Source organism: Paenibacillus sambharensis (assembly GCF_003233845.1).
GTDB lineage: Bacteria > Bacillota > Bacilli > Paenibacillales > Paenibacillaceae > Paenibacillus_I > Paenibacillus_I sambharensis.
This window is the reverse complement of record NZ_QKRB01000044.1, coordinates 201,678-215,941: the sequence shown is the minus strand read 5'-3', so window position 1 is coordinate 215,941 and position 14,264 is coordinate 201,678. Positions and strand designations below refer to the sequence as shown.

At 57.6% G+C, this 14,264-nt stretch carries 7 protein-coding genes; all 7 read right to left on the bottom strand.

Annotated elements, in window-relative coordinates:
• Positions 1 to 725: 725 nt before the first annotated feature.
• Genes DNH61_RS12390 through DNH61_RS12360 form a run of 7 tightly spaced genes read right to left on the bottom strand, consistent with a single transcriptional unit; the run spans position 726 to position 14,141 of the window.
• On the bottom strand, positions 726 to 2,138 hold the full coding sequence (locus DNH61_RS12390; protein ID WP_111146968.1) for an MDR family MFS transporter: 1,413 nt from the start codon (positions 2,136 to 2,138) through the stop codon (positions 726 to 728).
• On the bottom strand, positions 2,138 to 2,362 hold the full coding sequence (locus DNH61_RS12385) for an MbtH family protein (protein WP_111146967.1): 225 nt from the start codon (positions 2,360 to 2,362) through the stop codon (positions 2,138 to 2,140). The genes DNH61_RS12390 and DNH61_RS12385 overlap by 1 nt, the downstream gene beginning before the upstream one ends.
• Complete coding sequence (locus DNH61_RS12380; RefSeq protein ID WP_111147352.1) at positions 2,359 to 9,564, bottom strand: amino acid adenylation domain-containing protein; 7,206 nt, start codon at positions 9,562 to 9,564, stop codon at positions 2,359 to 2,361. The genes DNH61_RS12385 and DNH61_RS12380 overlap by 4 nt, the downstream gene beginning before the upstream one ends.
• Before the next feature lie 16 nt (positions 9,565 to 9,580).
• A complete protein-coding gene (locus tag DNH61_RS12375; protein ID WP_111146966.1) occupies positions 9,581 to 10,504 on the bottom strand; it encodes an isochorismatase family protein in 924 nt (307 codons plus the stop codon).
• Between the two features lie 7 nt (positions 10,505 to 10,511).
• Positions 10,512 to 12,134, bottom strand: coding sequence for a (2,3-dihydroxybenzoyl)adenylate synthase (locus DNH61_RS12370; RefSeq protein ID WP_111146965.1), 1,623 nt, complete (start codon positions 12,132 to 12,134; stop codon positions 10,512 to 10,514).
• 24 nt (positions 12,135 to 12,158) lie between these two features.
• Positions 12,159 to 13,343 carry an isochorismate synthase DhbC gene (dhbC, locus tag DNH61_RS12365; protein WP_111146964.1) on the bottom strand — a complete coding sequence of 395 codons (1,185 nt, stop codon included), beginning with the start codon at positions 13,341 to 13,343 and terminating at the stop codon, positions 12,159 to 12,161.
• Positions 13,344 to 13,367: 24 nt separating this feature from the next.
• The gene (locus DNH61_RS12360) at positions 13,368 to 14,141 is read right to left on the bottom strand and encodes a 2,3-dihydro-2,3-dihydroxybenzoate dehydrogenase (protein WP_111146963.1); all 774 of its coding nucleotides are present in this window, start codon (positions 14,139 to 14,141) and stop codon (positions 13,368 to 13,370) included.
• Positions 14,142 to 14,264: the final 123 nt, after the last annotated feature.

Here is a 14,264-nt window from a genome sequence, read left to right as displayed (position 1 = left end):
CTCACCTCCTGCTTATTAAACGATTAGGCAACAGGAAATATCCCATCTGGTAAATAAATAATGGTCCGCTACAGTATACGAGGTCAATCCTTCATCGTTTGGTCAACATCCAACGGCTGATTGTCGTAAGCGGAAAGCAGCGGTATCGGACTTACATAATCCCAGCAGCAGCGGGGCTCATGCTCTAAGCAGCCAGGGACATGCTCTAACGAAACTGACACACCCTATTAGCCGGAAAATGACGGTTTCCAATCTCTAACGAACATGAGCAGCGTTATTTCTCCAATAATCAAGAAAATCTAGCGAAAACTCGCCATTAAGGTGGCTGAGATTCCTTACGATGGAGAAGGCTGCAAATTTGCACGAATAGCGTTTGTCAGGTTCGTTAGCCACTGGCGTTTCTCAGGTTCGTTAGCTGCACAGCAGCGGCGGGCCTCTCGCCGAGACACGACGAGGTAATGACCGAGGCACGTCCAATCAAACGGCACGTCCAACCAAGCCACCAAAAAACACGCCGGCCTGGTCACACCCGAAATCGGGCGAAACCAGACCGGCGTGCAGCTATTGCTGTCTACAATGACAGAAAAGTGTGGATGGGGCATTCCTGATAGCAGGTGCGGTTGCGGATACAGCTGCGGGCGCGAGTGCAAATGCGCGACTGTTACTGCAACTGCAACTCCGGCTGCCACTGCAGCCACCCTTCGGCCACCGTCTGGCCGGATTCCTTAAGCGGTCATCTTCTTCGCAGGCTCAGGCTTGCGCAGCACTGCCGCAGCGTCTGTATCATGAATGCGGCGGGCGAACAGCAGCGCGACCAGCAGGAAGCCTGTTGACACAAGCAGCGCCAGCTTATACGAGAACGCTTCCCCGCCGGAAGCATTCGTACCGAAGCCCGCGATGATACTGCTTAGAATTGCGACGCCAAGCGCAGAGCCCAGTCGGTTCTGCACTTGAAACAAGGTCGATGCCTGGCCCATGGATACAGGCGGGATTCCCGTGAAAGCAGTGGCCTGAATGACCCCGACCGCATTCCCCAGAAAGAAGCCGGTACAAAACAGCAGCATGCGGATCAGCCATGGATTCGTATCCTGCTGAACCAGGCTGAGCAGCAGAAACATCACAATAGCAGACAGCAGGGCAATGCTCACCATCCGCCTGGGGCCGAGCCTCTTCAAGAACCACGGTACAAACTGTGACGAGACCATCAGACCGAGCGCCTCGGGAAATGTCGTAAGTCCAGCCTCCAGTGCCGACGCGTCAAACGCATCCTGATACATCAGCGGAAACACGTACAGCATGCCGAGCAGTCCCGCTGAGACGAAGAAGGCGTTCAGGCCCATCGTTCTGAACAGGCGGTCTGAGAACAAGCGCACTTCAAGCATGGGCTGCTTCGTCCGCAGCTCGATAGTGACGAACAAGATCAGCAGCAGAACTCCGCTCAGGCCCGTCACGGCAATGGCCGGTGTGTCCCAGCCTCTGACTGAACCCTGCGTCAGAGCATACATGAGCATGGCAAACCCCGGCGTACTAAGCAGCAGACCCCGCCAGTCAAGCCGGCGCAGGCTGTCAGCCTTGTGCTCCTTCAGAAACACAAGGCCGAACAGCAGAGCAAAGCAGCCAAATGGCAAATTCACATAGAAGGCCCAGCGCCAGGAGATAGCTTCAACCAGAAACCCGCCGATTACCGGCCCCATCGCAGGCGCAAGCGCAATGGGAATGATCAGGATTCTGGATATTCTCGGCCGTTCATGAGCCGGAAACGTCCGGAATAATATCGCCATACCGACAGGGGTCAGCAGCCCGCCTGCTGCGCCTTGAAGCATCCGGGCCAGGTTCAGCTCAGTTAAATTACCGGCAATGCCGCATAATACCGAAGCAAGCGTAAACGTCCCCAGTGCGAGCAGGAAGACACGCTTGGTGCCGAACCGGTCCCCAAGCCATCCGGAAACCGGCAGGCATAACGCCAGACTGACGAGGTATCCAACATTGATGGTTCCCATGTGGGAGGCAGGCGCCTGCAGTTCCTCACTGATCGTCACCAGGGCGACATTCACAATCGTCGCATCCATGGAGACCATGAACATCGCAATAACATATACAATACCGACTACGACCCTCGGAGACAGCGGACGGTTCATCATCCCCTGCGTTCACCGGCACTCTCCAATGGCCGAATACTGTTCGGCCTCATGTCAGTCCAGCCCGCATTAATGAAGTCCAGGCTAGCCTGGCGGCTTTGGCGCTCGCAGACGATTTTCCACCCTTGAGGCACCCCAATGAAGGAAGGCCAGAGTGAGAATTGACCCTCTTCATTCACCAGCACGTGGTATGAACCTTCCGGATTTTCAAAAGGATTGCTCATCGATTGCTAACCTCCCGCATGTTAGATTGTTTGCCTTCATACATCTCCTGCAGCTTTCCTGCCAGGATCCGGCCGATCTCCGCAAGCGGCTCCGGCTGGCATAAATCCTTATGCTTGCAGGCCATATCGTAGTGTTCGATCCTTCCTTCAACGTAAGGATCCCATGCGTCAGGATAGATCGGCGTGAACCAGTCGGGTATGAGGGTTGAGCGGAAGAACAGCACATCTCCTCGGGACCTCCCCGGGGCATACTTGAGCAGAATCCGGACAGAGTTGGCATACGTATCTCTCATCTTCACAATGGTGGCCTCATCCAGGCTGGCAAGCGCACTGCTGTGACTGCGAAGGAGTTTAATGACAGCCTCCAAATTCAGCGGTCCATCCCCTACCATATCCGGGTCATAGCCTCCCAGTGCGAGCAGCGCAGCCAGAACCTCCTGTTCGTCCGGTGTAGCCCGGATCGGCAGGTAGTGATTCGGGTAAGCATCCAGCATGACCAGCAGCGCTACCTCCTCGCCCTGCTGCTCCAGCTGGGCCGCCATCGCCTGAATCACATTGCCTCCCAGTGACCAGCCCAGCAGATAATAAGGCCCTGCCGGCTGCACGGTACGGATATGCCGGATATAATCTGCGGCCATCTCATCCAGCGATTGCGGCAGGCCCTGCTCCTCCCCAATGCCCCGGGCCTGGATGCCGTAGAGAGGATAGTCGGGACCCAGGTATTTCATCAGCCCGGAATAACACCAGCTGAGTCCCCCAGCAGGATGAACACAGAATATTGGGGAACGCTTCCCTTGCGTACGGAACGGCAGCAGGATATTGAGTGATGCCTGGCCCGTTCCCATCTCCAGCCGCTCGGCAAGCGCGGCTACACTCTGGGCTTCGAATAATATGCCGATTCCCGGCTCCACACCTAACGCTTCACGTATGCCATTGATAAGCTGAATCGCAAGCAGCGAATGACCGCCCAGGTCGAAGAAGCTGTCATCAATACCCACACGGGGCAGGCCCAGTACTTCGGCAAACAGGTCGCACAGAATTTCCTCCTGCGGAGTGCGCGGCCCTCTCCCTGACACTTCCCCTGACAAATCGGGAGCCGGAAGCGCCTTGCGGTCCAGCTTGCCATTAGGCGTAAGCGGCAGCTGGTCCATCTCCACAACGGCGGAAGGAACCATATAATCCGGTACAAAACGGCCAACGAAGCGCTTAAGCTCGCTTCCTTCCACAGCCGCTCCAGCTGCCGGCACGACGTAAGCCGTCAGACGCTTATCTCCCGGCTGATCCTCCCGGACAATGACCGCCGCTTGTGCCACGGCTTCATGCCTTGCAGCGGCTGCCTCAATCTCGCCCAGTTCGATTCGGAAGCCGCGAATCTTCACCTGATGATCCGCACGGCCGATGTAATCGAATGTGCCATCTTCTAACAGTCTGGCAAGGTCGCCTGTGCGGTACATCCGGCTGCCGGGCTCGCCGTACGGATCTGCGACAAAGCGCTCAGCGGTAAACCCCGGCCGGTTCCAGTACCCGCGGGCAAGTCCTGCTCCGGCAACATACATCTCCCCGACAACCCCTGTCGGCACAGGCTGCAGGTAGTTATCCAGCACGTAGACACGAAGGTCGGGGATACTGCAGCCGATAAGGCTGGCGCTTCCCTTCGCCGCATGATCCCGGTCAAGCGCGATATAGCTGACATGAACGGTTGTTTCCGTTATTCCGTACATATTGACCAGCCTCGGCGCATGATCCGCGTGGCGAGAATACCAGTCTTCCAGCCGGCTCAGCTCAAGTGCTTCCCCGCCGAATATACAGTAGCGCAGAGCAAGCTCTTGGCCCGCCTCCGGGTTATCCCGGTCAGCCTGCATCAGCTGGTAGAATGCCGACGGTGTCTGATTCAGAACCGTTACCTTCTCCCGGGCGAGCAGCTTCAGAAATTCATCCGGCGATCGGCTCACCGAATACGGGACAACAACGAGCCTTCCCCCATACAGCAGCGCCCCCCACAGCTCCCACACGGAAAAATCAAATGCATAGGAATGGAACAGGGTCCATACATCGTTGGAATGGAAGCCATACCACGCATCCGTCGCACGGAACAGCCGGACGACGTTCTGATGCGGAATGACCACACCCTTCGGCTTGCCTGTCGAGCCCGAGGTGTAGATGATATAGGCCGGGTGCTGCGGCAGCAGAGGCGCTGTACGCTCCCCATTAGTCAGGTTGGATGCAGGCTGACAGCTTAAGGCCTGCTCTGTATCCGGATCATCCAGCATAATGACAGGCGTGTTACCCGCATCCGCTGCCGCCGACATGGCGCTGCGGACTGTCAGAATACAGGCGGGCGCAGCGTCGTCCAGCATATAGGCAAGACGGTCTTGCGGATAGGATGGATCAAGGGGCAGATAGCAGGCTCCTGCTTTGATAACCGCCAGCAGCGCAACCGCCATATCGAGTGACCGCGGCATCGCCAGCGCCACAATCTGCTCAGGCCCTATACCCTGCGCAGCAAGCAGATGTGCGAGCCGGTTGGCTTGTTCGTTCAGTTCACTGTAACGGAGCGATGCCTCCTCGCAGGTGACCGCCACCGCATCCGCATGAAGCGACGCCTGATATTCAAACAGCTCGGGCAAACATTTGTCGGGAACTGGCCCTGGCATCTCTGTTCTGCTGTCTTCCAAGCGGGCACGCTCCTCCGGCAGAAGCAGGTCTAGGCGGCCAATCGGTTGATCAGGATGCTGGACAACGGCCTCCAGAAGCTGGACCAGCCGCGAGGATAGACGCTCCATCGAGCTCCTCTTGAACAAGTCGGCTCTGTATTCAAACAGCCCTTCCACTCCCTCTGGTGCTCCGCCCTCTCCCCGCCGTTCGCTAAGCTCAAGGGTCAGATCGAACTTGGCCGAGCCTGACGCACGGAGCTTGACGTCCGCTGCCAAGCCCGGCATATCCATAACAGCATCCGGCGTGCTCTGAAACGCCAGCATGATCTGGAACAGGGGGTTCCGTCCTTTGGCCCTGGCAGGATTAAGCACCTCAACAAGGCGGTCGAAGGGAATATCCTGATGCTCATACGCGTCCAGATTGACCTTGCGGACCCGGTCAAGCAGCTGGCCAAATGACGGATCTCCTGATGTATCCGTACGGAGCACCAGCGTATTGACGAAGAAGCCGATAAGCTCGTTCATTGCATCGTCATTGCGTCCCGCAATGGGGCAGCCAATCGGGATATCGGTACCGGCGCCAAGCCTTGTCAGCAGAGCGGCCAGTGCGGATTGAAGCACCATAAACAAGCTGACATGATGCTTCTTCGCAAGCTCCGCCAGACGACCATGAAGCTCTGGGTGAATGTGCACGTCCACCGTGCCGCCCCGGCTGCTGCCCTCCGCCAGAGAAGCAAGCTGGCTGTCCACAGGAAGCTCCAGCTGCTCCGGCAGATTCTCAAGCGCCTTGCGCCAGTAAGCAAGCTGATTGGCATACAGGCTGTCTTCATCGTTTCCGCTGTCCAGCCACTGCTGCTGCCACAGCGCATAGTCCGCATACTGCACCGGAAGCGGCTCCCACTCCGGCGCCTCTCCCCGGCACCTGGATGCATAGGCGGAAGACAGGTCATGGCATAACGGATTCAAGGACCAGCCGTCGCCGGCTATATGGTGCAGGAGCAGCAGCAGAACATGCTCCTTCTCCCCCTTTACGAACAGCTCAGCGCGGAAAGCAGGCTCCGATGCCAGATCGAAGCAGTAGCCTGCCGCCTCAGTTAGCCGCTCCTCCAGCTCACCCTCCTCTATGTGCATAATCTTCAGCTCCGGCACAGCCTCCGTCTCATTCAGGATCAGCTGGCTCGCAGTTCCTTTGGCTTCTGGGAACAGCGTCCGCAGCATCTCATGACGCTGTACCACATCACCAAGCGCGGCCTGAAGGGCTCCCAGATTGAGTGCCCCTGACATGGTTATGACCAGCGGGATGTTATAGGTCGGGCTGGGCCCTTCCAGACAGTGGAGGAACCACAGCCTGCGCTGCGCCAGGGAAAGTGGAATCACTTCTGGCCTCTCATATGGTAAGAGCGGCGGTCTAGCAGCTCTCGCCTGATCCAGCCGCCGGGCAAGTCCGGACACGCTGGGGGCATCAAACAGGTGGCTGATTCCAAGCTCTACCCCCAGGACCTCCCGTATACGGCTCATCAGACGGGCAGCCAGCAGGGAGTGGCCTCCAAGCTCGAAGAAGCTGTCGTCGATGCCTGCACGTGGAAGCGACAGCACCTCTGCGAACAAATCACACAGAATGGCTTCCTGCGGCGTCCTTGGATCACGGCCCGAGAGAGCAAGCGACGGTCCCGGTGCCGGGAGCGCCTTGCGGTCCAGCTTGCCATTCGGTGTAAGCGGAAGCTCCGGAAGCTGTACGACAGCCGACGGCACCATATACTCCGGAAGCGTCTTCCGCACAAAATCCCTAAGCTCCGAAGCCCCTGCACACGCAGATGAAGCAGAGGCCACATAAGCAACAAGCCGCTTATCCCCCGCCTCGTCTTCACGGACGATCACCGCCGCCCGGCTCACATCAGGGTGACGGATTAATACGGCTTCGATTTCCCCTAGTTCAATGCGGAAGCCGCGAACCTTGACCTGATGGTCGGCCCGGCCGATATAGTCCAGCGAACCGTCCTCCAGCCAGCGGGCAATATCTCCGGTGCGGTACATACGGGCTCCCGGAGGGCCGAAGGGATCGGCTACAAACCGTTCAGCTGTCAAATCCGGCCTGCCCAAATATCCTCTGGCCAGCCCAGTTCCGGCAATATACAAGTCGCCCGTAATTCCCGGCGGGACCGGCTGCAGGCCGCCATCCAGAATATAGATCTGCGTATTCCATATCGGCTTGCCGATGGTAGGTGCGCCTTCATGGCCAGGTCCAATTGCTGCAGCTGTAGACCACACGGTTGTCTCCGTCGGGCCGTATAAATTCGTAACCTCGCATTCGCAAGCATGAAGGGCATGCAGAAGATGTCCCGGCAGCGCTTCTCCGCCGACTAATACCCGCAACTTGCGCAGGCTTCCCGGCTGATTGGTCAAGAGGCTGTGCCATAGCGCCGGCGTTGCCTGCATGACCGTAATGCCCTGCTCAGCCAGCATCGCCGCAAGAGCAGGCGGGTCCAGCACAGCTTCCTTGTCCGCGAGCACGACCGCTGCACCGCTCAGAAGCGGAAGGAATATTTCTAATGCGGATATATCGAATGCGACGGTCGTCACGGCGAGGAGCCGGTCCTGGCTGCTTAAGGCAAAACGGTCCTTCATCGACAACAGGAAATTAAGCAGGCCCTGCACGGGAACGACGACACCTTTCGGCTTCCCCGTCGATCCGGATGTATAGATCACATAAGCAGGATGTAGCAATGAGCGTCCGCTATTTCCCTCCTCTAATAGAAGCTCCGTGTGCTGTTCAGCCAGTAAGGCCTCCTCCGTACCGCTGTCATCAAGAACAACCTGCGGTATCTGATCTGCTCCAGGCAGGCGCTGAGCCAAATGCGAGGTTGTTAGAACACATGACGGATTGGCATGCTCCAGCATATAGGCTACACGATCTTGCGGGTAATCCAGATCGAGCGGCACGTAAGCCGCCCCGCATTTCATGACGGCAAGCATACTTATTATTAAGTCAGCCGATCTCGGCATAGCCAGAGCGACCAGCTTCTCTGCCCCGATTCCCTGTTTCTTCAGCAGATGCGCCAGCCGGTTGGCCCGCTCATTCAGCTCCCTGTAGCTGAGTACGCCTTCCCGGCAAATCACGGCATCGGAATCAGGTGTCCGCAGAGCCTGTGCTTCAACCAAGCGGGAGACAGACACAGCCGGCAGCTCCCGTTCCGTCTCGTTCCAGGTATGGAGCACCAGCTCACGTTCCCAAGCCGGCAGGAAATCGATGCTGCCCAAGGTGGCCGCAGCTTCCGCGCAGGAGACCGCTTCCAGCAAACGCAGCAGCCGGCTGTGATGTGCTGCAGCTTCTTCCCTGCTGTACACCGCTGGATTCGCATCCATATCGATCCGGACCCGCTCCCCGTCCAGCCGGTCATACACATGAATGGACAGATCATCAACCGGGCCTGCTGACAAATTGTGCGTAACACCGTGATGCTCCGCAAAGCTTAGTCCGCTGCGAAACGGCATCACGTTGACCATCGGGCCAAACAGCCGATGGTTGTCTCCAAGCAGCTTGAGATCGCGTCTGATTTCCTCATGCCTGTATTTCTGATGCCGTCTTGCTTCACGGATTTCACCGGACACCTGCCTGATCAGGTCACCAACACTCCTATCAGAAAGAACCCTCAGCCGCAGCGGTACGATATTCATAACCATTCCCGGTATGTTGACCGAGGCGGAGCCCATTCTTCCCATCATCGGCAGGCCAAGCACCACATCCTGCATTCCTGTCATGCGGTGCATATAGATGGCCGTCGCCGCAGTCACGGCATCATGCCAGCCTGCCCCTGCGCGGCCAGCCAGCTCCGTCAGGCGGCGGACGCTTTGAACAGATACATGCCCGCTCTGGCGGATAAAGCTGTCCGAGGTCCGGGGAGCACGTTCCGCTAAGCTCACCACCTCCGGCCGGTCTTGAAACCGCTGCAGCCAAAACTCGCGGTCCTGCCCGTATTTTGCCGATGAGCGGTACGCCGCATCCTCTTCTACTACACGGTGCAGGGAACCGAATCCGCCTCTCGTGAGAGAAGTGCCACTCATCATCGCCGTATACAGCGCTGCCACCCTCTGTGCAATTAGAGCAAAGCCGTAGCCGTCCATGACGAGATGATGAATGCGCTGGTACCAGATATACCGGTCCTCCGCCACCTTGAACAATGCCTCCGCAAACAGCAGGCCGCATGCAAGGTCAACGGGCCTGGCTAGATCATCCCGCATCCATGCTAACGCCGCTCCATGCGGATCGTCTTCTGCGCTCACATCAAGCTTATGCAGCGGCCAATCTGCCGCAGACTCAAGCGTCTGCCATGGACCATCCGCATCCTCTCCAAAGCGAAGATGCAGCGCCTCTGTCTCCCGAACAGCCTGCCGCAGTGCAGCTTCAAACCGCCCCGGATCAACAGCGCCTTCAATTTCAACATATTCCCCTGCGTTAAATATCGGATTAGCCGGGTCCAGCTGCTGCGCAAACCAAATGCCGGCCTGCGCACCGGTTAACCGCCAACGCACGGCTTGTGCAGTAATCATTTCCATATCCCGCCTCTCATGATAGATAATCTGCATTAGGGGGCACGGTCTCACGGGCTTGGCAGACAAGGCTACACCAGTAGGCGATTGTCGGGTTTTCCGCCAGCTCTACGAATGTAATCTCAATGCCTGCACGGCGCCAGCTCTCCACCAGACTCATAATCCGGATCGAATCGAGCCCCAAATCCAGGAGATTATCTTCATTCGAAATTTCCGAAGGAGCGATCTGGAGCAGCTCCGCAATCTGCATGCGGATACTCTCCTCCGTAAGCGGAAGCTCAGTATCAGCCTTGGAAGCTGCCTTGAAGCCAAGCGTCTCCAGCAGATCCGCGGTTGACATCACCACGGCACAGCGGTCAGCTGCATAAGTTATCGCCATCTCATGATGCTCCTGCGAAAAATCAGCAACGCTGTCTGCGATGAGGAACGGCTGAATGTCCTTCATAAATGCCTCGGAGGCGGTCAGCATGCAGCCGATATGCGCATATACCCCGCAAATAAGCAGCTGGTCGCGGCCCTGCTCCTGCAGAAGCTCATACAGCTCTGTTTTCTGAAATGCGCTGTAGCGCCATTTGGTCAGCAGAATGTCATCGGCGGAGGGAGCAAGCTCGTCAACAATCCTCTCCGGCTCCTCCCCTTCCGGTATCCCCGAGCCCCAGAAATCCTGAAGCAGACCTCTTTGCTCCAGCGACTGTCCTCCGGGCTGTGCAGAGTAAATGACCGGTATTCCAAGCTCCCGGCACCGTTCCTTCAAGACCCGGATGTTCACAAGCAAATCCGATAGCGGTGAAGTATCCTTCTCAAATGTCCGCAGAAAATAGTTCTGCATATCGTGAATGAGCAGCGCCGACCGGCCGGGCTCGGGCTTCCATGAAACCCTCGTAGCAGGCAAATCCGCTGCCAGCGGCATCGGATAAGATCTTATAACTGGAATGGCCATCAGGTTCTCACTTCCTTTCTTCAGATACCATCATCAGTTGGTTAATCGTGTTCCGCAGCTCCTTCTTGCTCACCTTCCCAAACGGCGTGAGCGGGAACGAATCAATAAACTCCACCCGGTCAGGAATCTTGTAGGCGGCAAGCCCGCGCTGCCGGATGAATGACCGGAGCTGAGCGGCCGAAGGCTTCGGTTCACGGGCAATGACGAAGGCACATGTCCGCTCGCCAAGAAAGGCATCTGGCATAGAGACAACCGCGGCATCATGAACGGAAGGGTGCGCGAGCAGGTGATTTTCGACTTCTTCAGCCGCTACCTTCTCGCCTCCGCGGTTGATCTGATCCTTAACCCGCCCCTCCACGACCAGGTTGCCCTGCGGAGTCAGTCTGGCCAAGTCGCCTGTGCGGTAAAATCCGTCGCTGGTAAATACCTTCGCGTTATGCTCCTCCGCATTATAATAGCCGGGAATCGTATACGGTCCGCGCGTCAGCAGCTGTCCCGTCTGGCCCCTCTCCACCTCGTGGTCATCCTCGTCCACGATGCGAATCTCATCGTATACCGACATCGGTCTGCCCTGCGTATGAATGACGACCTCCTCAGGGTCATCCAGCCTTGTATAGTTAACAAGCCCTTCCGCCATGCCAAAAACCTGCTGCAGCGTGCAGCCGAGCGTCGGCTTGACCCTCCTGGCGGCTTCCGCGCTGAATTTTGCCCCGCCAACCTGCAGGATCTGCAAGCTGGAGAGATCAACCTGCCTGGTCTCCACTGCCTCAAGCCACTGAAGGGCAAGGGGCGGGACAAGCGCCGTTATGGTAACACGCTCCTGCGCGATGACCGGAAATGCCTCATCTGGGCTCGGCCCCGGACTAAACACGACCGTCCCGCCCGCATACAGCGTGCCCAGAACTCCCGGCGAGCTGAGCGGGAAATTATGCGCAGCAGGCAGCGCCGCCAGATAAACACTGTTGTGATCCAGCCCGCATACCTCCACGCTGGCCTTGAGACTGTACATATAATCATCATGCCTGCGGGGAATGAGCTTGGGCAGACCTGTGCTTCCGCCGGACAGCTGGAACAAGACGATATCATCTGAGCGGACAGCCGGCAGGCTGCCGGACTCCTTATATAGATCATTAAGGCTCATAAAGCCTTCCGGTTCTCCCGCAACGATCACTTCCCGTACATGCGGTACATCCCTCTGGACTTCCGCAGCCAGCCTCCTGTAATCGAACCCTGCATACGTATCGGGAATTACATAAGCAGCTGCCTCTGCAAACCTGCAGAAATACGTAATTTCGCTGCTGCGATGGGAAGGCAGCGCCATTACCGGGACCGCTCCAAGCCGGAATAAGGCAAAGATGACTTCTACAAACTGCGGAATATTCGGAAGCTGGACCACGACCCGGTCCAGCGGCTTAATCCCCAGCTTGCCCAGGCCAAAGGCCAACCGGTCAACCCTGTCGTCCAGATCCTCGTAACTTAAACGCTCATCCCGGCAGATCACGGCCGTATGCTCCCCATACAGCACGGCCCGCTCGCGGAGCATATCCCCGAACGTCTTCCCCTGCCAGCAACCGTTCTTCCGGTACCAATCCGCTGCTGCTTCCGGCCAGTCAGGACAATTGTGCAGCATGTTCTTCCCTCCTGTCGTAACCCTCTAATTATCCAGCCCCATGGCATGAAGCATGGTTCTAAACTTAGCGGAGGTTTCCTGCAGCTCCGCCGCAGCCTCCGATCCCTCCACAATGCCTGCCCCCGCAAACAGCCGCAGATCACGGCCGCTCACCTCCGCGCAGCGGATGGTCACGATCCATTCTCCATCGCCTCTCGAGTCGCACCAGCCGACCATGCCTGTGTAGAATCCGCGGTCAAAGGGTTCAATTTCCTCAATAGCCTCCCTGGCCGCTTCGGTAGGCGCACCGCAGACAGCAGGTGTTGGATGCAGTGCCGCCGCAAGATCGAGCGAGGTAATTGCCGGGTCCAGCAGCTCGCCCTTGATTTCACTGGATAAATGCCACATCGTTGGCGTCTGAATGAGTGATGGCCGCTCCGGGGCTTCCAATGTACGGCAAAATGGACGCAGTGCCTCAACAATTCCCTCGACCACAACAGCATGCTCATGCAAATCCTTCCCGGAGGTCAGCAGGCTGGCCGCGCGCCGCTGGTCCTCTACAGGGTCGGCGCTTCTGGCCGCCGAGCCTGCCAGCGGATTCGTAATCATCATTTTCCCCCTGCGGGAGACGAGCAGCTCCGGGCTGGCGCCGATTAAGGTAGCATGCGGCAGGTCTACCGCAAATGTGTAGCTCCCCGAACGATTCGCAGCCAGCTGCCGCAGCAGCTGTGCCGGATCGACGTCAGCTGCGGCAGTCAGCCGCAGCGTTCTGGACAGGACCACCTTGCTCAGCTCGCCGGCTCTTATTTTCCCGAGTGCCCTCTCTACGCCGTCCATATAGTCAGCAGGAGATGGTTCCTCCTCCAGCTTCAGAACCGTTCCCGGGGACTGCTGGTCCCCGCTGCCCGCATCCGCATCCATCTGTGTCCGGTCCTCCCAGAACACCTTCTCCGGAACGATCAGCCTGGCAGGCTTACCGGGAGCAAAGGGAACGGCGCCGACTATCATGGGATTGTCGTATCCGCTCCGCTTCAACTCTTCCCATATGATCTTCACTTTCTGTGACACCAGCGAGGCTTGAAACTGCTGCTCCTCTCCTGTTACAACAGCCAGCTCACCTTCCGTAAGCAGGGTACCCTGCGGGGATGACAGAAAGAAACAATTGCCTGAATGATATCGATTAAGCAGCCCCTCGGCCGAAGCAAGGGCAGTCTGGTGCTGTGGAATCATCAATACAACCCCTTTCTCATGAAATTAGATACCTAGCGTTGCTCCGCCATCTACGCGGAGATCTTCCATTGTGATATGACGAGCGCTATCCGACAGCAAAAAGAGTACAGCACCCGCAATATCCGCCGGCGCGCCGATTCGCTGCAGAGGAATTCCCGTACGGTACGATTCCAGCGAGCCGGCTATCGCCTGCTTCGCATCACCCGCGGTATCCGCCCACAAGCCCTTCAGCATAGGGGTATCGGTGGAACCGGGAGACACAACATTGCAGCGAATGCCGTAGCCTGCGGCCTCAAGCCCGAGGCACTTGGTAAAATGGGTCGCCGCGGCCTTGGAAGCCGCATAAGCAGCCATCTGCATCCGGGGTACACCTGCCGCATTGGAGCTCACGGTCACGATCGAGCCTGATCTGCGCGGAATCATGTGACGAAGCACAGCTCGCGAGACGTTAAACACACCCGTGGTGTTCACGGCGAAGGTAGCCGCCCAGTCTTCATCGCTGTAGGATGCAATAAGACCGGTCCGCAGCACGCCCGCGACGTTGACAAGACTGTGGATGGGACCTGTCTCCCGCTCCACTCTTTCGACCGTATCATTGACCGCTCTGCTATCGCTCACGTTCATAACAAGCGGGACGCCCGATAGACCATCAGCCGCCAGCCCGTCTTCAAGCTCATGCAAAACTGCTTCATTGTGATCTGCGAGAACAACGACAGCGCCTTGCTCAGCCAATGCCCTTGAGACCGCACAGCCGATTCCTTGGGCAGCTCCAGTTACCAAAACCACTTTGTCCTTCACGACAGAATGACTCACCAGCCTTTGTTATATTGTGATAATGAATTTCATTCTCATTTAGTTAATGTGATTAATATCGCCTGCTGATGTTGTGTGATAATTGCTGGCTATGTCATCCGCTCCCTC

Bases quoted from the DNA above. Each gene is read 5' to 3' on its own strand.
- DNH61_RS12380 (WP_111147352.1), bottom strand. From the start codon at position 9,564: ATGATTACTGCACAAGCCGTGCGTTGGCGGTTAACCGGTGCGCAGGCC.
- DNH61_RS12390 (WP_111146968.1), bottom strand. From the start codon at position 2,138: ATGAACCGTCCGCTGTCTCCGAGGGTCGTAGTCGGTATTGTATATGTT.
- dhbC (WP_111146964.1), bottom strand. From the start codon at position 13,343: ATGATTCCACAGCACCAGACTGCCCTTGCTTCGGCCGAGGGGCTGCTT.
- DNH61_RS12370 (WP_111146965.1), bottom strand. From the start codon at position 12,134: ATGCTGCACAATTGTCCTGACTGGCCGGAAGCAGCAGCGGATTGGTAC.
- DNH61_RS12385 (WP_111146967.1), bottom strand. From the start codon at position 2,362: ATGAGCAATCCTTTTGAAAATCCGGAAGGTTCATACCACGTGCTGGTG.
- DNH61_RS12375 (WP_111146966.1), bottom strand. From the start codon at position 10,504: ATGGCCATTCCAGTTATAAGATCTTATCCGATGCCGCTGGCAGCGGAT.